This window comes from Methylobacillus methanolivorans, from assembly GCF_054588515.1.
In genome coordinates this window covers 577812-602843 of the sequence record NZ_BAAILT010000002.1, presented here as the reverse complement: position 1 = coordinate 602843, position 25032 = coordinate 577812, and the positions used below count along the sequence as shown (strand labels likewise).

19 protein-coding genes are annotated in these 25032 nt (G+C 50.8%); all 19 read left to right on the top strand.

Annotated elements, in window-relative coordinates:
• The first annotated feature begins 13 nt into the window (after nt 1-13).
• On the top strand, nt 14-1060 hold the full coding sequence (locus tag LG202_RS04045; protein WP_230347129.1) for a FecR family protein: 1047 nt from the start codon (nt 14-16) through the stop codon (nt 1058-1060).
• Between the two features lie 710 nt (nt 1061-1770).
• Nucleotides 1771-5367, top strand: coding sequence for a TonB-dependent receptor domain-containing protein (locus tag LG202_RS04040; RefSeq protein ID WP_230347128.1), 3597 nt, complete (start codon nt 1771-1773; stop codon nt 5365-5367).
• A gap of 181 nt (nt 5368-5548) precedes the next feature.
• Nucleotides 5549-6649: a hypothetical protein gene (locus LG202_RS04035; protein ID WP_230347127.1), complete on the top strand. Its 1101-nt coding sequence runs from the start codon at nt 5549-5551 to the stop codon at nt 6647-6649.
• An 86-nt stretch (nt 6650-6735) separates the two neighbouring features.
• A complete protein-coding gene (locus LG202_RS04030) occupies nt 6736-8886 on the top strand; it encodes a calcium-binding protein (RefSeq protein ID WP_230347126.1) in 2151 nt (716 codons plus the stop codon).
• A gap of 66 nt (nt 8887-8952) precedes the next feature.
• The gene (locus LG202_RS04025) at nt 8953-10665 is read left to right on the top strand and encodes a type I secretion system permease/ATPase (RefSeq protein WP_230347125.1); all 1713 of its coding nucleotides are present in this window, start codon (nt 8953-8955) and stop codon (nt 10663-10665) included.
• A complete protein-coding gene (locus tag LG202_RS04020; protein ID WP_230347124.1) occupies nt 10662-12413 on the top strand; it encodes a type I secretion system permease/ATPase in 1752 nt (583 codons plus the stop codon). The genes LG202_RS04025 and LG202_RS04020 overlap by 4 nt, the downstream gene beginning before the upstream one ends.
• Nucleotides 12414-12633: 220 nt before the next feature.
• Nucleotides 12634-14007 (top strand): HlyD family type I secretion periplasmic adaptor subunit, encoded by a 1374-nt coding sequence (locus LG202_RS04015; protein ID WP_230347123.1) that lies wholly within the window; start codon nt 12634-12636, stop codon nt 14005-14007.
• A gap of 12 nt (nt 14008-14019) precedes the next feature.
• Entirely contained in the window at nt 14020-15381 is a 1362-nt protein-coding gene (locus LG202_RS04010; RefSeq protein WP_230347122.1) for a TolC family outer membrane protein, read from the top strand.
• Nucleotides 15382-16344 (top strand): hypothetical protein, encoded by a 963-nt coding sequence (locus LG202_RS04005; RefSeq protein ID WP_230347121.1) that lies wholly within the window; start codon nt 15382-15384, stop codon nt 16342-16344.
• Nucleotides 16345-16354: 10 nt separating this feature from the next.
• Entirely contained in the window at nt 16355-16822 is a 468-nt protein-coding gene (gene gspG, locus LG202_RS04000; RefSeq protein WP_230347120.1) for a type II secretion system major pseudopilin GspG, read from the top strand.
• Between the two features lie 21 nt (nt 16823-16843).
• Entirely contained in the window at nt 16844-18031 is a 1188-nt protein-coding gene (locus LG202_RS03995; RefSeq protein ID WP_230347119.1) for a type II secretion system F family protein, read from the top strand.
• A complete protein-coding gene (locus LG202_RS03990) occupies nt 18028-19749 on the top strand; it encodes a GspE/PulE family protein (RefSeq protein ID WP_230347118.1) in 1722 nt (573 codons plus the stop codon). The genes LG202_RS03995 and LG202_RS03990 overlap by 4 nt, the downstream gene beginning before the upstream one ends.
• A 40-nt stretch (nt 19750-19789) precedes the next feature.
• Entirely contained in the window at nt 19790-20593 is an 804-nt protein-coding gene (locus LG202_RS03985) for a hypothetical protein (protein WP_230347117.1), read from the top strand.
• On the top strand, nt 20584-21117 hold the full coding sequence (locus tag LG202_RS03980) for a hypothetical protein (protein ID WP_230347116.1): 534 nt from the start codon (nt 20584-20586) through the stop codon (nt 21115-21117). The genes LG202_RS03985 and LG202_RS03980 overlap by 10 nt, the downstream gene beginning before the upstream one ends.
• Nucleotides 21099-21665 carry a type 4a pilus biogenesis protein PilO gene (pilO, locus tag LG202_RS03975; protein WP_230347115.1) on the top strand — a complete coding sequence of 189 codons (567 nt, stop codon included), beginning with the start codon at nt 21099-21101 and terminating at the stop codon, nt 21663-21665. The genes LG202_RS03980 and pilO overlap by 19 nt, the downstream gene beginning before the upstream one ends.
• Complete coding sequence (locus LG202_RS03970; RefSeq protein WP_230347114.1) at nt 21662-22183, top strand: hypothetical protein; 522 nt, start codon at nt 21662-21664, stop codon at nt 22181-22183. Before pilO ends, LG202_RS03970 begins: the two co-directional genes overlap by 4 nt.
• A gap of 17 nt (nt 22184-22200) precedes the next feature.
• The gene (locus LG202_RS03965) at nt 22201-24144 is read left to right on the top strand and encodes a secretin and TonB N-terminal domain-containing protein (protein ID WP_230348036.1); all 1944 of its coding nucleotides are present in this window, start codon (nt 22201-22203) and stop codon (nt 24142-24144) included.
• Nucleotides 24141-24626 carry a type II secretion system protein gene (locus tag LG202_RS03960; RefSeq protein WP_230347113.1) on the top strand — a complete coding sequence of 162 codons (486 nt, stop codon included), beginning with the start codon at nt 24141-24143 and terminating at the stop codon, nt 24624-24626. The genes LG202_RS03965 and LG202_RS03960 overlap by 4 nt, the downstream gene beginning before the upstream one ends.
• Nucleotides 24627-24628: 2 nt before the next feature.
• Nucleotides 24629-25030 carry a prepilin-type N-terminal cleavage/methylation domain-containing protein gene (locus LG202_RS03955; protein WP_230347112.1) on the top strand — a complete coding sequence of 134 codons (402 nt, stop codon included), beginning with the start codon at nt 24629-24631 and terminating at the stop codon, nt 25028-25030.
• The last annotated feature ends 2 nt before the right edge of the window (nt 25031-25032 follow it).

Here is a 25032-nt window from a genome sequence, read left to right as displayed (position 1 = left end):
GAATCTCACCAGCATGAGCCATATCTCTTTACAACGCAGCGCACGCCAGGCCGCCATCAAGTGGTTTGTCATTATGCAAGATGCCGATATTGAGCATCCTGAGCGTAGCCGTTTCGAGGAGTGGCTGTTCTCCCATCCGGCACACCAGCGGGCTTATCAAGAAGTATGCAATTTATGGGAAGACCTTGATTCGCCTGATCGCCTGCTGCACCTTGAAAGTGCCATGCAGCAGAAAATCTTTATCGAGAAAACCGACCGCAGCAAAAAAATCCGCACTATCATTACCCGCACACTGAGCGTCATGTTCTTTGCCGTGGCTGGTATCAGCACTTATTACGGCTATGAAGCCTGGGAGAGCCAACCAACCATGCACATGGTGGCCAACACGGCAATCGGTCAAATCCGCTCCCAAGTGCTGGAAGACGGTACCAAGCTCATGGTCAATGCCAATAGCGATATTGAGATTACCTACACCCGCAAAGAACGCCGCGTCATCCTGAAACAAGGCGAAGCGAGTTTTGATGTTGCCAAAAATCCTGACCGCCCGTTTGTCGTCGATAGCGGCCTTGCCAGAATCACCGTGCTGGGTACACGTTTTGCCGTCAATAAATTCAGCAGCAAAGTACGTATTAGCGTGGATCATGGCGTTGTGCGGGTAGAACCTCAGCAATACCTCACCACCGAGCTGACCGGGGTGAATCGCTACGCTGAGCATGTATTGACGCTACGCGACAATGAAGTAGCTGAATTCAACCTCAATGGCCAATCCAAGCGCCTGCAACGCCCGGCAGCCGATGCCTTCAGCTTTGAATTTGGCACCATTACGTTTGACCAAGCCGGGTTGGAAGAAATCGCAGAAACCCTTTCGCGCTATCGCCAGCTCCCGGTCACAGCGCAATTTGATACGGCAAACGATGTCAGTATCACTGCCGTCATTCAAGCTAAATATATAGAACGCTTCATCAGCGAATTACCCATCATTGCCCCGGTCAAGGTCAACACCGATCGCAACGCAACTCTCCTAACCCCGAAGAAGATGCAAACCTCCCGCAAGCCATAACATCTGCACGATAACTTGCTTCATGCAGCATCACCGTTGGTAAAACACTAGTTGCAACAAAATGCCCTACAAATTATGCATGGCAATACAACTCAACTTACCAATCCCCCCCCTTAGCTTCACTTCACCATAAAAATATTTCCAAACTTGTATCCAAGACATCAGGGTTTTGCTTTCCTAAAGGTTATATCGATAGTAGGAATAATTTTTAAGGAGATAAATGAATTGGATATTTTCAAGATCATGTACCGCATAGTCATCGCATTGGTAGGGCTACTATTCATCATACTGCTCGGCACCCTCTCGCTTTCTCTATAACTAAGCAGGCATCAAGGACTGCAAAGCCAAACTTCCCATCCCGTCCGTACCTTTGATCCCTACATCTCCTCCACACTGCGACACCTCATCAATATTAATTCCCCACGTCCCAACCGCATTTCCGCAAATCCCAAAAATATCAGGAAACTTTCCCATCAATACAAACAATTGATTTTAATAAACAATTATCCAAGTTCATCAATTTCTAGTTTTTCTCAAAAAAAACCCATCAGGGTTTCTTGAACTGAACAGTTAAACAAGCATGTAAGGCGAATTTTGTCGCCTGCATACGAGGTTAATCAGCCTGCTTCTTGCCAGGTAGAACCTTCAATAATTAAAAGTTAGATCATAAAAATAAGAATAAATAATTATTAAATACATGGAGCAATGGGATGACCAGGAGAGGGAGAATTTTTCATGAACCACCACCACTCAAAAAGCTATCACGCGCATTGTGCCGCGCTTATAGCCATAAGCGCGCGGTAATACTGACAGCAATGGTAGGAGTCATGCCACTTCAACCACAAGCAGCGGAACTTGATACCACATTGCCAAAAAGCAATGCGAGCACCGGCGCTTTCGCGCCCAGCAACATTGATATCCCCAGCCAACCTTTAGATGCCGCACTCAAGCAACTTGCACGCACCACAGGCATCAGCGTCGCCTTCGACAGCAATCTTGCCACAGGCAAGACCGCTCCCGCAGTCAAGGGCCGCATGAAGCCAGACCAAGCCCTCAAAATGCTGCTTGCAGGTAGTGGCCTGGAATCTACAATCAATCAAGACAATGCCGTCATTAAAGCTGCGGCAGAACAACCAGCGATAGATTTTCAGCAAGTAGATGCAGTTGAAGTGCGCGCGAAGCGATTTTACGAGATTGGTCCGTTGCCTGGTTTAGGTCTCACAAAAGAACAAATCCCTGGCAATGTTCAAAGTATATCGGCTAAGGAAATTAAAGAATCTCATTCATTAAGCATCACAGACTTAATGAATAAAAAACTTCAGTCGGTTACCGTTAATGATTATCAAGGAAACCCTTTTCAAATGGACTTGCAGTATCGGGGTTTTACTGCAGGACCACAGATTGGCACACCACAAGGATTATCCGTATTTTTTGATGGTATCCGGGTAAATGAACCTTTCGGTGACGTGGTGAACTGGGACATGATTCCCATGAATGCCTTGGAGAGTTTCGATGTATTTCCAGGATCAAATCCGATTTTTGGATTGAATACACTGGGTGGTGCACTCACCATGAAAACTAAGGATGGCTTCAATAATACTGGCATTAGTGCAGAAGTATTGACTGGATCATTTGGTAGAAAATATCTTCAAGCTGAAGCTGGATGGAATAATGGAACAATAGCTCTATTCGGTGCAGGAAATTTTTTCATGGAAGATGGCTGGCGGGAAAATTCGCCAAGTCGAGTAAACCAGTTTTTTGGTAAAGCCAGCTACCGTGGTGACAAACTTGACCTTAATCTGAGCACACTATGGGTAGGCACCGACTTGGTAGGCAACGGTTTAATTCCTAATCAAATGTACCAGCAAGACCGTAATGCATCGTTTACCTCAGAAGACACGACTGAAAACAGACTCACTCAGTTCCAACTTTCCAGTAGCTACTTCGTCAATGAAAACTTCACAATAACGGGCCAAATATATAGGAGAAATAGTAATCGACGTGCGTTGGGTGCGGATGCTTATACAGATGGATTTCCCAGTACGCAAGAATTACAGCGTAATTTAGCACCGGGTGAGGAGGTAAGTTGCCAATTTCTCAGTACCAACTCCTACGGGATCCCCGACTATTATGTTTTTGCACTATCTGACCAATGGGACACAACCTCCCATCCATTTCTTCAAGACTTTTTTTCCAATAGTAATAACCCAGGTTATGACCTAGAGGCTGCACTTTCGCAGTATGCACCTGATGCACTTAATGGAAATTTATCAGCGGAATATGCAAAAGGTGTTAAGGATAATTTCAATTATTGGAAAAACTCATTGGATTCAACATTATTTCAAAAAAATAATATTCCACCACCATCACAATGGGGAGATCCAACGGATTACTCTAATGGAGATTTTTCTTATATGACACTGGGTAATTTATATGATGTTTTCAGAACTAATGTTCTCGATATTGATAACACAGGATTTGAACCTCAAATGAATTACTTCTACACGGAAGATGGTGTGAAACACGTAGTACTTACTCGCTCTCCTCTTAATAAAAATACTTGTCAAGGAGCACAAGCTGATTTGACAGACTACACAAGGAGTGGGAATGGATTACCAGTTAATGCTGATGGTGCAGGACATGGAGGAACAGGGCAAATAGATGGTATACCAGTAGCAGTGTTAACTGACAACAAAATTAGACAGCAAGTTGAAGGTGCTTCATTACAGTTTAATTGGAACTTTGAGAAACATAAATTCATGGTTGGCGCTTCTATTGACATAGCTAAAGCTAGTTATTCCAATAGTCAACGTTTTGGACTGTTTAATGAAGATCGAAAAGCGTATTTATCTCCAGAAAATATTCTTGACATGTATGTCGCAGCAGACTCCCCAATTTCCAATAATAATTTTAGTGGCACCTCTACAACAAAAAGTATTTATGCCAGCGAAACCTGGAGTCCTATTGAAACACTACACATTACCGGATCAGCACGCTATAACGCCACACAAGTAAAAAATAAAATCGCAACACGGACAGCATTTACCTATTATCAATTAGGCGCTTATATTGCAAGGCCTGACGATTTTAACCTGTGCCTAGGTAGCGCAGATAACTGTCCATCTACAGGATATAGACGTAGCGATGGTAGCAGTCTATTAAAGCCGGCTGAAACAGAAAAATTTAGTTTTTATTCCCTTAATCCTTCTCTCGGATTAACTTGGGATGTCAAGAAAGATCTCAATTTTTATGTCAACTGGGCACAAGGTACACGCACACCTAGTGTTGTAGAACTTGGTTGCGCATTCGATGGTAGACCCAGTGGTAGTAAGACATGGGGCGGGGATAAAAATGGCAATGGTTTGCCTGATCCAGAGGAAATGGTAGATATCCCAAATAGTCTTGCCCAGAATCGTTCGTGCACTTTACCCACTACCTTATCTGGCGATCCTTATCTGCCGCAAATTAAAGCAACAACTTATGACATAGGTCTGCGAGGCATTATCGGTGAAAACTTGCGTTGGAATATTGGTGCTTACCAAACAGATTTAAAAGACGATATTTATTTAGTCACTATTGGAGCCGCTAACAGCTTCTTTGACACGATTGGTAAGACTCGTCGCAGGGGTATAGAGGCCGGACTATCTGGCAAATGGAATAAGCTGAGCTTTGGCATGAACTATGCACTGACTGATGCCACTTTCCAAGATACTTTTGACATGATATCAGACCATAACAGTAGTGCTGTGGTAAACCTTGCAAATGGGCTTGCGGGAGTAAATGGAGAAGCATTCCGATCCATTACTGTTAAGCCAGGGGACCGTATGCCAGGAGTACCTTTGCATAACTTAAATGCGACTGTAAGTTACGAAATAACGGATAAATGGCGAGTGGGTTTAAGCGCTGTATTACACTCCGAAAGCTTCATTCGTGGAAATGAGAATAACAAACATCAAGCAGGAGTAACTGAATATTATGTTAACAATGTCGGTGACCTGGTTGCGCGACAACCATTCAACAATCCTGGAAAAGTGGATGGTTATACAATATTTAATTTCCAGACAAGTTATCAATTCAATTCTGAATGGATCGCCACTTTACTAATTAATAATATCTTCGATAAAGAATATTTCACAGCAGGTAGATTGGGACGCAACCCGTTTTCACCAAGTATCAATGGTGCTATTAGTGCTGGTGGCTACAACCATAATTCAGATGAGTGGCTAAGCTCTAACTTTTTAGCGCCAGGTGCACCTAGAGCAGCATGGTTCACTTTGAGATATGAATTTTCACCGAATAAAAGATAATTAACTTTTGAAAATCAATGACTTAAATAAAATCAATCTAGAAAAGATTAAAGGGCATTATGACTGCCCTTCAGCGTTCGACCTGATCAACTAAAGCACACTCAACGACTTGAACTGATTAGGAGAACTGGTGGTGCAGGCAACCATAATGCCTGCTAATTGTACCGTAAAGGAATTACCAATGAAAAACGCTACATTAAAATTAGCTGTTCTTGGAGTTTTCAGTATGGCATCAGCTCAGTCCGGTGCTGCCTTTGTGAATATTCCTACCGCTGGCTTTGGAACTAGCGCATATACCCCTTGCATGGCGCAACCGACGACTATTGGAGGGAACCCTACCACCTTTGGCAACTTTGGCTCAGGCAGCGTTGGCAATGGCAATCCAGCACCAACACCAACCACTAGCGCCAACAATACTTGCGCTATTGTTCCCGCTCCCTCCAGCGATATAGGCTCCCCTGAGACAAATTATGCTTTTGTAGCTTCAGCAACAAGGCCTATTGTCATCAATAACATTTACACTGCCGGCAATGTCACTGTGGGGAATGTTTTCGAAGTCGTATGGCGTAAACCTGCCGCCTCCGCCCCAGTAACAGCAACACCTATGTGCATCATTGGTGCGCGAGTATCGTTAACCAATATCGCCTACAGTAGCGCTGGTGATTTAGCAGGTGCAAGATTTGAGGTCAATGATTTGGCACGTGGTGGCCTAAATGGTCTAACAGTCGATGCTGCATATGCTTTAACTACATCAACAGCATCACCTGTATATCGAATAGGTCGAACTTATACCTCAGTTCAACATCGAGCTTTTGCAGCCTCGCCAACTTTTGGTGATCAAGGCGGAGCCCTTCCGGGAACAGGATATCTAACCCTACCGACCACACCAGGGTCTACTGCTTCAATCAATGGTGTCAATCGATTCACCGGAACTACAGCGAATGCATTGCCACTGTCCAACCCAGTTGCAGCAGAACAAACAGCCAATGTAGATGATGCTTGGGTTGACTTCACATTTGATGCCAATGCAGTAGATGACGATGGCAGTTCAAACCCTGTTTCAGCAATGACTTACGTAAAAATTGCTTGCAATACCGATACAGCAGCCACCATTAACTCTGTCTACAACCCAACTACTAATCCCGGTGGTTGGACAAGGGCTGATGCTATTCGCCTGCGTCAAACAGCACAGGAAAAATCACCATTTATATCAGTGGGAACAAGCGGTTACGTATTGCCTGGACAACCAGCAATAACACCGTCAAGCGTTGCACCATTTTAAACAATAGTTAATACGTTATTGAATCGAAATATCGCAGCGAAATAACTAAATTTTCGCTGCGAATTAAATCATTTTAGGAGAATAAAATGGCTATCAAGATTTTCAATGCAACGGAAACTGAATATACCGGTACAGCAAATGCTGATTTGATTATCGGCAATAATTTAGGAAATTTTATCGATGGTGCGGGCGGAAATGACTTAATTATTGGCGGCAGTGGTAATGATGCCATCTTTGCTGGCGATGGCAATGATATTGTTTTTGGTGGTGGAGGTGATGATGTCATTGATTTAGGAGCTGGCAATGACATTGCTTTTGGCGGCAGTGGTTCAGATAACATATTTGGCGGTGCTGGGAACGACATCATATTCGGAGGCAGTGGTGACGATGTCATTTTTGGCGATGATGGCGATGACATATTAAGCGGTGGTGAGGGCTTTGACATCGTTTATGGTGGCGCAAGCACACTTGGTGACGAAACAGTTGTTGGTAACCTCTATTTAGTTACCGACAATGATATTTTGATTGGCGGAAGTGGAAACGACACATTCAGAATTGGTGCCGAAGCTGAAAATGTTGTCATCATGGGTGGTGTATCAGGACTGGATAACTCAGGAAATGAAGCTCGCTATGTTGATGTCACAGAAAACGAAGAAACAGAAGAATTGTTTGCTTACGATACGGTTACCGGCCAAGTTGTTCTTCTTGATGACATTGAAATTTCTGAGCAAACTGAAACTGATGCTCGCATTAACATTGTTACTCGCCCAGGCTCAAGTCAAATCAGTACAGCAGCCAGTACAATTGCTGGTTATAACGCAGTAGACACTATTGAATTTACTCAGTCCGGCGACTTCTCAGAGTCATTAGTATTCTCCGGAATCGAGCGCATTGAGTTGGCCAGTGGTGTCAATATTATTTTGTCCGCTGAGCAGTTAGAAGAAAACGGCGAATCATTGAGTCGTGGAGAGCTCAACCCAGGTACGCATATCTACGGCGTCGCTGGCGGCCCTACCGAATCCGTCACCATCAAGCTGGAGTTCGAGGAGGAAGAATTCGAGCCTGATGTCGATGGTGCAGACGAGGTAGAGTACTTGGCAGCTGAATTTGAGGTAGACGACTACTCTGTTGCCGAGCTCTTCCACAACGTGGACATCATCTACGATGCCACGGAAGGCGAAGCTGGCAGCTATGTTCGTATCGACGGTGCCAATGAAACCGATGGTGCCCGCGAGATTGTGCTGGGTAGCGATGGCGTAGATTATGTCACTGCACGCCTGGGTGATGATGTGGTCTACGGCAATGGTGGTAACGACTTGCTGGTTGGTCACGGCGGTGCGGATTACCTTGACGGCGGTGAAGGCGACGATATCTTCTTGATCACTGGTTTTGGTAGTGGCGTGCAAGGCACCACATCCAAGGCTGACGATGGTAACCCTGAGTGGATCGCCACTGGCGCTAAGCATGATGTGATCGTTGGCGGTGAAGGAACTGATACCCTGCGTATTACTACTGGCATCGGTGCTAACAACCAAACTGCTGGCACTATCATCCTCAACGACGCTAACTTCCAGGAAATGGAAGTGGTGCAAGTGGGTGGTACTGTTGGTCGCCTAAATGTGGAAAACACAGCCTTGCAGTTGCTGAATAACAATTACCACTTCAATGCTGGCGGTACGGTAGCCGATCTCTCCAATGCCAAGGGCAATAATGGCGGCACGATCAACAATGTGGTCGTTGATGCTTCCGGCGTAACAGCCAACGGCCTGACCTTTGAAGGTAACGGCAACACCCAGACCTTCATTGGCACCACTCAGGATGACCGCTTCGTCAGCAATGGCGGGCACGATACTCTGACTGGTGGCTCTGGGTCCGATACGTTCGCCTTCGGCAAGATTTGGACACAAACCGTGACTGGCGATGATGATGAAGTGCAATGGTATGAAAATGTTGGGGTTGATCTCACCAACGCTGATACCGACACCATCACCGACTTCGCTAGCGGCGTGGACAAGATTGAGCTTAATGCGGATCAATTCGCTTCGTTGGTCGGCTTCAATGCTGGCAACCTGGTGATTGGCACTGGTCCGCTTGATGCAGATGACTACCTGGTGTTCAACACTTCCACCAATACCCTTCAGTATTACGCAGATGGTAACGGTGGTAGCGCAGCCATTGACATCGCCATCCTGACTGGCGTTAGCTCAATCACAGCAGCGGATATCGTGGTTGTTTAATTAGGGGTGCCGGGCTGGCAACACCGGCCCGGCAGTGTCCTGATTTTCACCAGGAATACTGCATACGTGATTAAAAATAATAACTCCGCTGTACTGAAGAAATCCTTGATGGATCTTACCTCTCTCTTTCATCGAGTGATTTTCTTCGGTTTTTTTACCAACCTGCTGGTGTTGGCACCATCGTGGTACATGCTCGAAGTCTATGACCGGGTGATTTTCAGCCGTAATCTTGCGACTTTGCTCATGCTCACCATGATGGTGATCTTTATTTACCTGATCATGGAAAGCCTGGAATGGGTGCGCCGCGGCATGATGCTGCAAGCCGCCAACCGGTTTGATCAAGCCTTGAGCCAACCTATTTTCAATGCAGCGTTCGCAGCAAAGCTAAGCAATGCCGGCTTCCCTGCGCAGCGTGTATTTGCCGATTATCGCAGCATGAGGGAAATGCTCTATTCCCCTGCCCTGCTAGGCCTGATTGATATTCCCTTTATCGTGATTTTTCTTGTCGCTATTTTCTTTATTCATAGCAGCCTGGGCTACCTGACCCTACTTGGATTGGCAGTACAAACCATTATCGCCCTGCTGAACCAGATGCGCGTGCAGCCACTGCTGCAAGAGGCCAACCAGCATGCACTGGCAGCACAGAGTTATTTCAGCAATATCCAGCAGCATGCAGAAGTGGCACGTGCCATGGGCATGCAAGCGGCACTAGAAACCCGCTGGCAAGACAAACAGCAAGCCTTTCTCGACAAGCAGGCGAATGCCTCGGAGATTGCTGGCCAACATGCGGCATATTCCAAGTTTCTCCAGATTAGCCTCACCTCTCTGGTATTAGGGCTAGGTTGTTATCTGGTGATCAGCCAAACCTTGATCAACGGCGCGGCCATGATGATCGTTGCATCCATTCTTGCTGCACGCGTATTGGCCCCCTTCAGCCAATTGATCGCGCAATGGCGCAGCATTGCCAATGGCCTGCAGGCATATGACCGCCTGAATGAGCTTCTAGAGCAGCATCCAACCAAACAGGGAGGCATGGCATTACCAGCACCAACAGGCGAGCTTACGGTGGAAAACCTCAGCTATTCCCTGACAGAAAACGCCCGCGAGCCTATGTTGCGTAATATCCAGTTCCGCCTGCGTCCTGGCGAATTGCTACTCATCACCGGCCCCTCAGCCTCTGGCAAAACCACATTATCCAAATTGCTGGTAGGCCTATTACAGCCTAGTACGGGCAAGGTGCGACTCAATGGCGTAGACATCTTTCAATGGGATAAGGCCGAGCTTGGGCCATACCTGGGTTACCTATCGCAAGACATTGAATTGCTGGATGGCACCATTACCGAGAATATCTGCCGTTTTGGCACGCCAGACCATGCCAAGCTGACCGAGGTCATTGAGCTGCTGCAATTACAGACCTGGATAGAGAGCTTGCCCGATGGGCTTGATACCCACATAGGCCATGAAGGTTACCTGCTATCAGGTGGTCGCAGGCAGCTCATCGGCCTGGCAAGAGCTTTGTATGGTAAACCCACTATCGTGGTGCTTGACGAACCCAATGCCAACCTGGATGAGGCTAGTGAGCAATGCCTGCAACAAGCTGTGCGCATGCTCAAGAGTCAAGGCACCACCTTTATCATCATCAGCCATCTGCAAGGCATCCGCCATATGGCCGAAAGCATGATGGTGATGATGAAAGGCCAAGTGCTCCGCTATGGCAAGACTGAGGAAGTATTAGCCTCGTTGCAACAAGCTGCCACTCCACAAAGGAAGCAGACATGAGCACCCAGCCCATCTCCCTGCGCGGTTACTTGGCATTGTTCAAGCATGAAGCTTGGAGTATTGCCCTGTTCAGCATGGTGACCAATGTCTTGATGCTCGCTCCCACGCTGTATCTATTGCAATTGTACGATCGTGTATTGCTGAGCCGTAGCGAGATGACACTGCTGGCAGTGACCTTGATCACCCTCTTCCTGTTCCTGGTGATGGCATTTTCCGACTGGGTACGCTCCCTGGTCGCGATCAAGGCAGGAGTGCGCTTCGACAAGCTTTTGACGTCTAGGCTGTTTTCGCTAGGCCTGACGAGGCAAGCAGCACAAGGCACACAGCAAGCCATGCAGGACCTGACATTCATTCGCCACTTCATCACTGGTAACGGCTTGTTTGCCTTTTTCGATGTGCCTTGGACCTTGCTCTATATTGCCGTGTTATTCATCCTCAGCCCGATACTGGGAGCCTTGGCCATTGCCCTTTGTATAGTGCAATTTGGCCTTGCACTGTGGAACCAGCGTAGCACTGCGCAACCACTAGCGGATACAGCAGAAGCACGCCAACATGGCTTGCAATTCCTCGATAGCAAGCTGCGTAACATTGACACCCTGCATGTGCTTGGCATGCTGCCACAGCTCAGGCAGCGCTGGTTAGCCATTCAGGGCCGCTGGCACGCGCTGGATGCAAAAACCAACGAGGTACAAAGCCGCAATCAGCAGGTCAACAAGTTTGCCCGCTATACCATGCAATCCGGCATGTTGGGCATGGCAGCCCTACTAGCGGTCAAGGGAGACATTTCCATTGGTGCGATGATTGCCTCCAATGTGCTGATCGCGCGAGCATTACAGCCATTTGACGTGATCGTGGGCACCTGGAAGCAATTTATCCAAGCCAAGACTTCAGCAGGCAACATCGACCAATTGCTAGCCACTGGCACCGATCATGACGACATTACCCAACTGGTAACGCCAAATGAGGCTATCAAGGGCAGGCTGTCATTGGTGCAGGTGGCGGTAAAGACCAATCATGGCACACCATTGTTAAAACCGCTCAACCTTGAGATCGAGCCCGGCGAGATTCTCGGCGTCCTCGGCCCTTCTGGTTCCGGCAAAACCACACTGCTACGTTGCTTTGCTAACACCTGCGATCAGCGCGAGGGCGAGATATTGGTCGACGGCATTGCGCTTTCTCGCTTGCCCGCAAACCTCTATGCCTCAGCCATCGGGTATCTACCGCAGGAAACCGCCTTATTGGAAGGCAGTATTGCCGAAAATATTGCGCGATTTACGCAGCCGGAACCTGAGAAAGTGATACAGGCTGCACAAGCCGCAGGCATTCACGAGGCAATTTTGCGCTTGCCCAAGGGATATGACACCCGATTGAGCGCCGAAGCACCCGTGCTCTCAGGTGGGCAGCGCCAGCTAGTTGGCCTGGCGCGGGCGATCTACCAGCAACCCGCCATCCTGCTGCTTGATGAGCCCAACGCCCACCTTGACGATCAGGGCGAAGCCAGCCTGATCACCGCACTATTGCTGCTGAAAAACCAGGGCAAGAGCATCGTCCTCGTCTCGCACCGTACACATATCCTCAATATCACGGACAAGTTACTGGTACTCGACCAAGGCAACATGCTGTGGCATGGCCCGCGTGAACAAGTGCTTGCGGAAATCAATCATGCCAGGCAAAGCCCGGCAAGCAAGGTGGCACAAGAGCCTGCTCAATATCTTTTCATGGGCACGTTGCCCCGGCAGGGCAGGTGATGCAAGGCGCAAACCGCAGACGTGCTTATTGCCCGGCGAGGATTTGCAACGCAGCAGCGGCTGCGCTGCCGGGGCAACCCTACGGGCATAGCTCCAAAACGCGCCCGCTCTACGTTGCAGCCCTTGGCAAGGCAATGAGCATTACCTGCGGACTGCGCCTTGATCGGACGCATTTTGGAGCCATGCGTGCCCATGAAAAGATATTGAACAGGCTCTAGGGATGAACAACATGACTCAAGCTGTACAACACACATTGCCCGGCATGCTTGCACCCACCTCCAATGTAGTACCCCTGCATGAACAGGGAAATGAGATCGGGCATGAACGCAGCACAACAAAACTGGGGCTGATCATCCTACTACTTGGCTTTGGCGGCTTCCTCGCCTGGGCAGCATTGGCACCATTGGACGAGGGGGTACCCACTGAAGGCGTCGTTACCGTGGAGGGGCGACATAAAACCATACAGCACCTCACAGGCGGTATTGTCAGCCAATTGATGGTGCACGAAGGCCAGCCAGTCAAGGCGGGAGATGTCTTGTTTACGCTAGATGCGACTGCCAGCAAGGCACGCTTTGATGAAGTACGCCAACGCTATCTGGGCTTGCTCGCCCATGAAAGCCGCCTGCTGGCAGAAAAATCCGCTGCAGGCAGCATCACCTTCCACCCTGAACTGATCAAGCAGCAAGCAGACCCTTATGTGCAACAGCTGATGCTGAATCAATCCCAATTATTACGCGCCCGCCAGCAAGCGTTACGTGCCGATGTGGAAGCCATGCGCGAATCTATCGAGGGCCAGCAGGCCTTGATAGAGGGCTATCAGGGCGTAGCAAGCAGTTATCGCTCGCAAGTGGATTTGCTGACGCAACAACTGACGGGTATCAAGCAACTTGTCAGCGAAGGCTATGCCCCGCGCAACCAGCAAAATGAGTTGGAACAAAAGCTGGCACAAACCTACGGGCTGATTGCCACGAATGATTCCAATATCCTGCGCAGCCGCAAAGCCATTCTTGAGTTGCAGCAACGCATTACCGCACGCGAGCAAACCGAGAAAAAGGAAATTGATACCGAAATGGCACAGGTCAAGCTTGCCGTGCAGGCGGATGCCGAGAAATACAAGCCATTATGGGATGAATTGCAACGCGTCACCGTCAGCGCGCCTGTCAGCGGCCAGGTTGTCGGCTTGCAGGTACATACCATAGGCGCGGTGATCCAGCCTGGGCAGAAGATCATGGACATCGTGCCTTTCGATGAACCCTTGATCCTGGATGCACGCATTCCTCCTCACCTCATCGACAAAATCCATACTGGTCAGGATGCCGATATACGTTTCTCCAGCTTTGCCAATACGCCGCAATTGTTACTGGAAGGCAAGATCAAGACCGTATCCAATGACTTGCTGGTAGACCCAGACAATACCAGCTATTACCTAGCACGCATTTCTGTCACTGAAGAAGGCATGAAAACCCTGGGCAAGCGCCGTATGCAACCTGGCATGCCAGTGCAGGTAGTCATCCGCACCGGGGAGCGCACCCTGCTTACCTACCTGATGCATCCGCTGGTGAAACGCATTGCCGCCTCGATGAAGGAAGAGTAAGGGATTAGCCACATGAGTCATTGCTTTCACAAACTGCTCCACTTTATATCACGTTGCATCCTGGGTGTAGCGCTCTTATGTGCAGCTAGTTCGCCACAAGCAGCGGAAAACCTGCTCAGCCTCTACGAAAAAGCCGTGCAATACGATGCGCAATACAAGACAGCCGAAGCGAATATGGCCGCTGAACGTGAGGAGATCAACAAGAGCCGCGCCCTGTTCATGCCCCGGGTGCAGTTTGGTGCCAGCGTTGGCCGCGGCAACACTGACCGTACCACGCAAACCAACCTGGGTGCGATTGATACCAAGCTCAACTATGACATCCACAACTATGCCTTGAGCCTGCGCCAACCCTTGTTCAACAAGGAAACCATGGCCACTTATCGTGGTGCAGAGGCAAACGTGCAGAGCAAGGAAGCCTTGCTCCTGAAGGAAAACGCCACCTTGATCACACGGCTAGCTGCCACCTATTTTGAAACGCTGTACGCGCAAGAAAAAGTTACCGTTCTGCGCAGCAACATCAAGGCCACCAGCCAACAGCGCGATCAAGCACAGCGCCGCTATGACCACGGCGAAGGCACCATTACCGAAGTCAATGAAGCTCAGGCCAACCTTGAACTCGCCCAGGCTGAACTGATCACCACGGAGAATTCGCTAGGAGTATTCAAGCAGACCCTGAGTAACATGGTTGGCATCCAGGTGGAAGAAATTGCGCCGATCAATACTGCCCAACTGCCCATGACAGTGCCGGAGTCAGAAGAGCTGGATTTCTGGCTGCAACAGGCACTGGGTAATAATCCCGAAATCACCGCTGCCCGCTTGTCAGTCGAAGTGGCTCGCCAAGATGTCGAAAAGAAGCGCGCTGGCCACTTCCCGACGCTGGATCTGGTAGGTGTACGCTCATTCAGCGAAAACGACAGTAACAATACCTTGGGCTCGCGCTTCGACACTACCACCGTATCCTTGCAACTCAATATGCCCTTGTTCGCCGGTGGCTTTACCAGCGCCAGCGTACGTCAGGCCTTCAACAAGGTAGATGCTGCGGAGGAGTTGCTCAATCTGCGTACACGTGACATCGAGGCCAATACCAAGAAATACCTCAATAGCATACGCAGCGGCCTGCTGGCACTCTCTGCCTATCGTCAAGCGGTGAAATCCAGCGAAATTGCTCTGGAGGGCACAGAAAAAGGCTTCGCTGCAGGCACACGTACCAATATCGAGGTATTGAACGCACAGCAGAAACTATTCCGTAGCCGCCTGGAGCTAAGCCGTGTGCAGTACGTGCTAGTCAATGACATCATTAATCTCAAGCAGGCTGCGGGAATGCTCAACGAGGCCCAACTACACGCCCTGAACCAGTATTTTGCGGTGAATTGAATGTTGCCCGTAAAGCCTACTCCTCAAGTTTTACGCACGATGCTCAAGATGGCCAGCGGCATTCTCACCACGACTGGGTTCGGACTATTATGGCTATCTCCCCTGACTACCTCTGCTACAGGCTTTGAACCATTGCCCATCAGCGGCGTGCTGCGTGACGACGGCACCAGCGCCTATATTCTCTGCAATGCTAGTGGTAAATTTGATGAGAGTAAGAACCACAACATCCCGCGCAAGCCTACGCCCAGCCAGAGCAATACCTGCGCTATTTTCCCGGCCAATGACATTGCCGCCCCACTGCCCGGTTTTAACCTGCTGAAACACGCCAGCCGCCAAGTGGTAATGAAAAACGCACTGACTGGGTATGCTGATAAAAAAATTGCCAGTGTGCTGGATATTGTCTGGCGTAATCAGGCCAGTGGCGAGTGCATTTACGGCACTAGGGTGCTGGCATTCTCCAGCGCAGATGCTGATTACAACGATCAACTACCCGGCAAGCAGTATTTTCGTATTACCGACATTACCCGCGGTGGCTTTGCTGGCCGAGAGGTTGAGGTTGCCTATGCCCTGACGGCATCGGGTGCCGAGCCTATCTATCGTGTCGGACGCAGCTATACGGCGGTCCAGTATTACAAACGCCCGGGTTACCAGCGCCAGCCACTGATCGAACCTGCCTTCCACAATGCTATCAACGGCGTGGACTCGACAGAGCACATCACCCCTGAGTTCCGGCAGCAAAGTGCCTCGCTCAATGAAAACTGGGTCAACTTCACTACATTGATCGGGCTACCCAAGCGCCCTGCTTCGCCCATGATGTACGTCAAGGCCGCCTGTAGCAGCGCCCCTCCAACAGAACAGCCTGAAACCATCCGCTTACGTCAGGCTATATCCCCTTTTATTGAGCTTAATGTGCCTGGCTTCGTACCAAGCAACTCCAACTCCACTGAAACAACGCAACCTTGAGGATACCGCCATGCCACTGCCCGCAACATACTCGCCAGATACGCTCATCAGAAACTCCCAGACACGCAGTCTGCGCCATCGGGGGTTCACCCTGCTTGAGTTGCTGGTGGTAATGGTCATTATCGGCCTGCTGGCAGGCTATGTTGGCCCCAAATACTTCGCCCAGATCGGCAAATCTGAAGCCAAGACTGCCAAGGCGCAAATTGAGGCCCTGGGCAAGGCTCTGGATCAATACCGCCTGGATACCGGTAGCTACCCCAGCACGGAACAAGGCCTAGCAGTTCTCAATGCACCACCTGCAGATGGGTCGCGCTGGCATGGCCCATACCTGCAAAAAGCCCTGCCACAAGACCCATGGGGCAAGGCTTACCAATATCGCTCTCCCGGTGAACATGGCGATTACGACTTATGGTCATTCGGCAAGGATGGACAATTGGGCGGCACCGAAGAAGCTGCCGATATCGTGAGCTGGCAATAGGCTGCACGGAGCGTACCCCGCATGAAATTCGAGCTTAAAGTGGCACGCGGCACTGAAGTGCAATCGCTAACCCTGGAGGCCAGCAACGTCCTGCAAGCACAATTGCAAGCTGAATCCCAGGGGTATAGCGTGCTCGGACTGAAGCAATTAGGTACTGCAGGCATAGGCACACGTTTACGCAAGCCGAGATTCAACTTGATGCTATTCAGTCAGGAGCTGTTATCGCTGCTTGATTCCGGCCTCAGCTTGGTAGAGGCCATTGAGGCCCTTGCAGAGAAAGAAGGCCATGCCGAATCGCGCACGCTGCTCAAGCAGATATTGGCATTGCTTTACGAAGGCTTGCCGCTCTCTGGCGCACTGGAGAAATTTCCCGCCACCTTCCCGCCGCTTTACGTGGCCCTGATCCGCAGCAGTGAACGCACCGGGGACATGGTGCAGGCTTTAGGCCGTCACGTGACTTATCAAGGACAGATCGATACGGTGAAAAAGAAAATCACCACTGCTTCTATCTACCCGGTATTACTGATTGCGGTAGGAGGCTTAGTTATGCTGTTCCTGCTGGGCTATGTCGTGCCACGTTTCAGCGCCATCTACGAAAGTGCAGGCGATAACCTGCCATGGATGTCACAACTGCTGTTGGGCTGGGGACGATTGCTGCATGAACATGGGCAGCTTGCGCTACTTGCCTCTGTCATCGTGTTGGCCCTGTTGGCTATCGTATTAAGCCGCCCCATGGTGCGCCACACTCTGCTACAACAATTATGGAAGATACCTGCCCTGGGCGAAACCATGCGCATCTACCAGCTTGCCCGCTTTTACCGCACCTTGGGTATGCTGCTCCAAGGTGGCATCCCGTTGGTCACCGGTATGCAGATGGTCGCATCCTTATTGCAACCCAGCCTGCGGCACCAGTTGCAATTGGCTGAGCATGACATCCGCGAGGGCAAGCCCTTATCTAACGCCATGGAGGAACATGGCATGACAACTTCTATTGCTTTACGTATGTTGCGCGTCGGGGAGCGCACCGGGCGCATGGGCGAGATGATGGAGCGCATCGGCAGCTTTTACGATGAGGAAATCGCCCGCGCCGTGGATTGGTTTACCCGCCTGCTGGAACCACTGTTGATGGTAGTAATCGGGCTGATCATCGGCATCGTGGTGGTGCTCATGTACATGCCCATCTTCGATCTGGCAGGCAGCATCCAATGAATCAGCCAATGGATAAGCTACCCCTGTTGCAAGCCATTGCTGAAACCAGCCCAGCCCAAATCACCCTGGCAACAGTGCAACAAGCGCGTGCACTTGCACAGCAAGGCCAACAACCGCTGCTGGATGTACTGGAAGAAATTTCCGGGCTAGATAGCGAAGCCTTCATGCAGGCGCTGGGTAAGCTCATGCGCTATCCCGTGCTGGGCATATTGCAGCTTTACGAATGGCAGCCGGATTTCCAATTACTGTCCTTTGCCGAAGCCAGTCGCCAGGAATGTATCGCCTTACGTGATCTGAATGGCAAGCTGCATATGGTATTTGCCAACCCATTCGATGCGCAGCTTTACAGCCGCATGAACCAACTGCTACGGCAACCAACGCAATGGAGTATTGCCCACCGCAAGGACATTGCTGCTTTCCTCTCCCGCTTTGAGGAAAGCATGCGCGCCATGGACGGCCTGCTGCCGGAACACACGGATAGCGAAAGCGGCACTAGTGCAATTGAGGATATCTCATTACGCTCCATCGCCGAAGACACTTCGCCCGTGGTCAAGCTGGTGCGCTCCACGCTATATGACGCACTCAAGGCCGGAGCCAGCGATATCCACATGGAAACCGACGCGCAAGGGCTGAGCATCAAGTACCGGATTGATGGCGTACTCAGTCATGTCGGCAGTATTCACGGCATAACGCAGGCCGAACAAGCAGTTTCGCGCATCAAAGTCATGTCCGAGCTCGACATTGCCGAGCGCCGTATTCCTCAGGATGGCCGCTTCAAGGTCATGGCGCAGGGGCGCGAGGTAGACCTTCGCGTTTCCATCATGCCCAGCGTATTCGGTGAGGATGCTGTATTGCGTATCCTTGACCGCAAGGCGCTCTCAGACCAAGCACAAGGATTAAGCCTGGATGTGCTGGGCTTCGAACCCGAGATCATGGCGCGATTCCGCCTGCTGGCAGAAGAGCCTTATGGCATGTTGCTGGTTACAGGTCCCACCGGCTCAGGCAAAACCACCACCTTGTATGGCGCAATCTCGGAAATCAACCATGGCCAGGACAAGATCATCACCATTGAAGACCCGGTGGAATACCAATTGCCAGGGGTGTTGCAAATCCCGGTGAACGAAAAAAAAGGCCTTACCTTTGCCCGTGGCCTGCGCTCTATCCTGCGTCACGACCCGGACAAAATCATGGTAGGGGAAATACGTGACCCTGAAACCGCACAGATTGCTGTGCAGTCGGCGCTCACCGGCCATTTGGTATTGACAACGGTACACGCCAACAATGTATTCGACGTCATTGGCCGGTTTACCAATATGAATGTCGACCCTTACAGCTTTGTCTCCGCGATCAACGGCATCATGGCGCAGCGTCTGGTGCGCACCATCTGCCAGCATTGTGCGATCAACGATACCCCGGATGCTGCATTGATCAGCAAATCTGGCATTGCTCCGGAGTCCATTCATGAATACCGCTTCCGCTGTGGCCAAGGCTGCGGACAGTGCCATGGCACTGGCTACAAGGGCCGCAAGGCCGTAGCCGAGCTACTAGTGTTCAACGACAGCATCCGCGAACTCATTGTGACGCGAGAACCTGTGCGCAAGGTGAAGGAAGCCGCCCGCGCCAATGGAACCCGCAGCATGCGAGAAGCCGCCCTCGAGATGGTCAAGCGCGGCGAAACCACCCTACAGGAGATCAATCGTGTTACCTCGCTCGTTTAATTGGCCATCAGCATCATGGAGCTTCCCATGGCGGGACGAGTTGCGTGTCCTCATTCAGCCCCATTCTCTCAGCCTGCTCAGGATAAAGCGTGGCATCAAGCCACTAGCCGTGGCTAGGGAAGAGATTGCCCTGGAGGCGAATAGTGAAACACCAACAAGCGGGGAGTTCTGGCAACCAGCCATTGCCAGCTTGCATCAGCAATTACAAACACGGCAATGGCGCGGATGCCAGCCCAAGGTAGTGGTATCCAACCAATTTGCGCACTATGCGATCGTGCCGTGGAATGCCAGCTTGCATAGCCGTAAGGAGCAAAGCGCCTTCGTCAGGCATTACTTCACCCAGCTTTATGGTGATTTCGCCCGCGCATGGGATATCCGCACCACTCCCATGACTTATGGTCACTCCACATTTGCCAGTGCAATTGACGAGAAATTGCTACAGGCCTTGCGCGAGGAGTTTTCCCGGGCCGGGCTACCTGTCCATCATATCCATCCACACCTGATGGTAGCTGCCAATGTCATCAGGCAAAAACTGGCGCGTACGCCATTACCCAATGCCTTGAACTTCGTCATGTTGGAAAATGACCGCATAGTAGTTGCCCTGATTCAACATGGACAATGGCTAAGCCTGCAAAGCTATGCAGCAGAAAGCGATATTGAAAACCAATTGCAGGCACTGCTGGACAGGGAGTCCATCATTGCCGGTGTCGACAATAGCGAGTGGCCGGTGGTGTTCTATGCCGCAGGCGCAAATCACCTCACATCACTCCAGCTGCCTCAGCGCAAGGTGCACAACATCGTACCGCACCGACAAGATCAACATGGCATGGAGGCATGGCAATAATGCTACCCATCATTTCCATCAACCACGCCCCGATCCAGCATGACCGTGCGATCAAGGGTATCGTACTGCTTGCCCTAGGCATCGTTGCGAGCCTGGGATTGTTCGCCTGGCTGCAACAACTCAATACCGAGCAACAGCGGCTGAATGCCGACCTGCAACAGATGCAGGCCCCGACTGCTATGCCCAAGCTTAACGGCAAGGAAAGCCAGGCCAAGCAACAGGAAATCGCTGCTGTGCAAGCCGCGATGCATGAACTCGCCCTACCTTGGCAAAGGCTGTTCCTGGCACTGGAAAACATCAAGGACAACGAGATCAAGTTGGCGAGCATTGAGCCTAATCCAAGGCAGCACAAGCTGCGCATTACCGCGAACACCAATGAAGTCGTCAATATGTTCAAGTATGTGCGTAGCCTGTCCGAACAGCCTATTTTTAATGATGTTTTGCTCATGTCGCATGAGTTTCATCACGATCAGCCCATGCCGGTACATTTTGTCGTGGAGGCCGCATGGGTGCCACAACCATGAATTTTGGCAAGATAGACAAATTACGTTACCGCATTAGCCAGCTCGATGGTTTGAGCAAGCTGGCCTTTGGCCTATTGTTCGCTTGCCTGCTCATTGCCCTGACCTATGCGTGGCCCCAAGCCAGGGCCCTACAGCAGCTCCAACTGGATGTTGCTGACATGCACCATGCCATGCCGCAGCATCAAGGGCAGTGGATAGATCGCTCGCCGCAAGCCTCTCTCAACACCTTCTACCAATTTCTACCGCCCGAGCATGAAGCCACCACCTTACTGAATCAGGTGCTGGATATTGCAGAAAAGCATGGGCTTGTGCCAGAAAAAGTCGATTATGCCCTGAGCCGACAACCTATAGCCTCATTCTCGAAGTATCAACTCAGCCTACCTGTGCATGGAAGCTATCTGGATATCCGGCACTTTATTGCAGAAGTCATGGCCACCCTGCCCTCGGCAGCCCTGAATGATATTGCACTCAAGCGGGAAGACATGATGAGCGATCAAGTGGAAGCCAAGCTCAGGCTCACACTTTACCTGCGCAAGGATAAGCAATGAAGCCAGTGCAAAGGCAACGCTTGATTTGGGCAGGCTTGATGATCACGCTAGCGACTACGTTATGGACAGCCTTGCACGACGAAGAAGCCGATACCGTGCAGGTTGCCGCCGCACAGCATCGTGTTGTTGCAGCCCAAACTACAAGAACGCAGGCCGGTAGCGTTAAACACTCAGATACACCCATGCTCGATATGAGGCAGTTGCAACGTACGCCTTGGCAAGACAGCGAGCACAATCTATTCAGTCATGCCCAAATCGTTGCACAAGCCGAACTGCCTGAACAACCCATCGTACAGCAGGCCATGGAGATCCCACCCGTACCTTTCACTTATGCAGGCAAATTGGAAGATCACGGGCAATACACTGTCTTCCTCTCGATGGGAGACAAGAACATGAGCGTCAAGACCGGGGATACCGTCGGCGACTGGAAGGTCAAGGAAATTGACGCAAACCGCATGATATTGAGCTATCAGCCATTACGTGCTGATGTGCCATTGCTGATTGGAGAACACCATTGAACACCTCACTGCACACCATGACAAAACTCAGCACAGTATTGCTTGCCATCATGCTGGTCGCTTGTTCATCTACAGAAATGCGGCAAAACCAAGGCAACCTGGAATTACAGCAAGCCAGGGATATGATCAACGCCGGGCAGACAGAGGCTGGGATAGAGCGACTGAAAAGCCTGGTGCGGACTTTTCCCGACAACCCGGAATACCGCAACTATCTGAAGCAACAACAAGATCTCCAGCTTGCTATCCAATTACGGGACGCGGACCAGCTCAAGCAGCAACAACGCTGGGGCGAGGCCGAGATCGCTTTCCGGCACGTACTGGAGCTGGATGGGCAAAACCAGCGTGCGCAAAACGGTATTCATCAGATACGCATCGCGGCCACACATGAAGCCATGCTGCAACGTGCAGATGACATGCTAGCCAAACAAGATTGGGAAGGTGCACAGTTGTTGGCCCGCACCGTATTGGCAGAAGATTCCAGCAACCGCAGTGCACGTGCGCTATTCGAGCAGATCGAGCAAAAACGCATGGATAAAGTAGTGAACCCGCCCCACATCCGCTCCGCCTTCAAGCGCCCCATCTCGCTTGAGTTCAAGGATGTCGCCATCAAATCCGTATTCGAGTTTATCTCCCAAGCGGCGGCAATTAACTTTACCTACGACCAGGAACTACGCGGCGACCAGCGTACCAGTGTTTTCCTGCGCAATACTCCTATTGAGGAAGCCATTGACGTCATCCTCGCGAGTAACCAACTTGGCAAGAAAGTCCTTAACGACAACACCCTGCTCATCTATCCAATGAGCCGGAGCCAGGAATACCAGGAGACCTTCGTACGTAGCTTCTATCTCAGCAATACAGATGCCAAGAAGCTGATGAATATGATCAAGACGGTAGTCAAAACCAAGGATATCTATATCGACGAGAAGCTCAACACACTGGTAATGCGCGACACGCCTGAAGCGATCCGCACCGCAGAAAAACTCATCATGTCGCAAGACATGGCAGAGCCAGAAGTCATGCTGGAAGTGGAAGTGCTGGAGATCAATCGCCGCAGCCTGGAAAACATTGGTATCCGTTACCCGACAACGGCCAGCATAGGCGTGCAAGGGCGCGATACAGTGAATGGCACTACTACCCTCTCTCCAGGCAAACTCACAATCAATGAGCTGAAGAACTTCAACTCCAACCTCGGGGTGTTTAGTATCAGCGACCCTGTGCTGGCCTTGAATCTGTTACAGCAGGACACTGATACCAATCTGCTCGCCAACCCGCATATCCGCGTCAAGAACCGTGAAAAGGCCAAGATACACGTTGGTGACCGCATCCCCGTACTCACCAGCGTCGCCAACTCCACCGGCTTTGTCTCACAAACAGTGAATTATATTGAGGTCGGCATCAAGCTCGACGTTGAGCCGACAATTTTGCTGCGCGACGAAGTGTCAATCAAGGTTGGTCTGGAAGTAAGCAACCAGACAGACCGCATGACTACCAGCTCGGGGACTGTGACCTATACCATCGGCACCCGCAATGCCAGCACAATCCTGCGCCTGAAAAATGGTGAAACACAAATTCTTGCCGGCCTGCTGCGCGACGATGAACAAAAAGTTTCCAATCGCGTACCAGGACTGTCCAAACTGCCCTTGGTCGGCAAACTATTTAGTGACCGTAACAATGACCATAGCAAAAAGGAAATTGCCCTGCTGATCACTCCGCGCATCATCAACAACCTCACTCCCGAAAGTGCTGTCTACACTGCATTTCCCGCTGGCATTGATCGCAGTGCATCACGCTCTGGACGTAGCAGTGGAGAATCAGCCGCCGTCACCGCCCAAGCTGCACCTGCTGCCCCGGTGAAGAGCGCACAGGAAATCCAGGCAGAACGTGCAGAGTCGGACCGTTCATTTGCTGGTTCTGTCATGCGGCCCGTGGAGGATATTGCCAGCCCGGACGAGCAACGATGAAGCCGTCATCGAAAAGACCCTCCGGCTTTACATTGATCGAGCTCATGGTGGCGCTAGTATTACTGGCGCTGATCCTAAGCTCGGCTGCGCCTGTCATGCAAATCACAGCCAAGCGAACCAAAGAGCAGGAACTCAAGCGCAACCTCTGGCAACTGCGTGATGCCATCGATGCCTACAAGAAAGCCGTGGATGACGGCCTGATCAAGAAAAGCCCAGGCCAAACTGGCTACCCACCCAACTTGCAAATACTGGTGCAGGGCGTGGAAAACCCGCGTGATCCCAAGAAACGCAAGATACATTTCCTGCGCAGCATTCCGCGTGACCCATTTGTACCCGATCCGGAATTAAGCAACGAGGCGAGCTGGGGAAAACGCAGCTACACCAGCTCGTTTGAAGAGCCTGCAGAGGGCGATGACGTCTACGACGTTTACTCCCTTTCCAGCGATACCGGGCTCAACCAGCAGCCTTATCGGGAATGGTAAGCATGCAACCAAGGCGAGAGAGAGCAACAGACAAAAGACTAGGATTTACCTTGATCGAGGTATTGGTGGTGCTAGCCATCATCGCCACGCTCCTGAGCCTTGTCACGCCGCGCTACTTCTCCAGCATAGACCGCGCCCGCGAACACTCGCTCAAGCACGACCTGATTGTCATGCGCGATGCCATCGACAAGTTTTATAGCGATACCGGGCGTTACCCAGACACTTTGTTCGACCTTGTGCAGCGCAAATACCTACGCGCCATCCCGGAAGACCCCATCACCGAAAGCACAGAAACCTGGCTCCTTGTCCCACCGGATGACGCCAATATTCCCGGTCAGGTCTACGATATTCGCAGTGGCTCGGAAGCCATGGCCTTGGACGGCAGCTACTATGCGGAGTGGTAAGC

Coding starts and splice junctions, on each gene's coding strand:
- LG202_RS04045 (WP_230347129.1), top strand. CDS start 14: ATGAGCCATATCTCTTTACAACGCAGCGCACGCCAGGCCGCCATCAAG.
- LG202_RS04040 (WP_230347128.1), top strand. CDS start 1,771: ATGACCAGGAGAGGGAGAATTTTTCATGAACCACCACCACTCAAAAAG.
- LG202_RS04035 (WP_230347127.1), top strand. CDS start 5,549: ATGAAAAACGCTACATTAAAATTAGCTGTTCTTGGAGTTTTCAGTATG.
- LG202_RS04030 (WP_230347126.1), top strand. CDS start 6,736: ATGGCTATCAAGATTTTCAATGCAACGGAAACTGAATATACCGGTACA.
- LG202_RS04020 (WP_230347124.1), top strand. CDS start 10,662: ATGAGCACCCAGCCCATCTCCCTGCGCGGTTACTTGGCATTGTTCAAG.
- LG202_RS04015 (WP_230347123.1), top strand. CDS start 12,634: ATGAACAACATGACTCAAGCTGTACAACACACATTGCCCGGCATGCTT.
- LG202_RS04010 (WP_230347122.1), top strand. CDS start 14,020: ATGAGTCATTGCTTTCACAAACTGCTCCACTTTATATCACGTTGCATC.
- LG202_RS04005 (WP_230347121.1), top strand. CDS start 15,382: ATGTTGCCCGTAAAGCCTACTCCTCAAGTTTTACGCACGATGCTCAAG.
- gspG (WP_230347120.1), top strand. CDS start 16,355: ATGCCACTGCCCGCAACATACTCGCCAGATACGCTCATCAGAAACTCC.
- LG202_RS03995 (WP_230347119.1), top strand. CDS start 16,844: ATGAAATTCGAGCTTAAAGTGGCACGCGGCACTGAAGTGCAATCGCTA.
- LG202_RS03990 (WP_230347118.1), top strand. CDS start 18,028: ATGAATCAGCCAATGGATAAGCTACCCCTGTTGCAAGCCATTGCTGAA.
- LG202_RS03980 (WP_230347116.1), top strand. CDS start 20,584: ATGGCAATAATGCTACCCATCATTTCCATCAACCACGCCCCGATCCAG.
- pilO (WP_230347115.1), top strand. CDS start 21,099: ATGGGTGCCACAACCATGAATTTTGGCAAGATAGACAAATTACGTTAC.
- LG202_RS03970 (WP_230347114.1), top strand. CDS start 21,662: ATGAAGCCAGTGCAAAGGCAACGCTTGATTTGGGCAGGCTTGATGATC.
- LG202_RS03965 (WP_230348036.1), top strand. CDS start 22,201: ATGACAAAACTCAGCACAGTATTGCTTGCCATCATGCTGGTCGCTTGT.
- LG202_RS03960 (WP_230347113.1), top strand. CDS start 24,141: ATGAAGCCGTCATCGAAAAGACCCTCCGGCTTTACATTGATCGAGCTC.
- LG202_RS03955 (WP_230347112.1), top strand. CDS start 24,629: ATGCAACCAAGGCGAGAGAGAGCAACAGACAAAAGACTAGGATTTACC.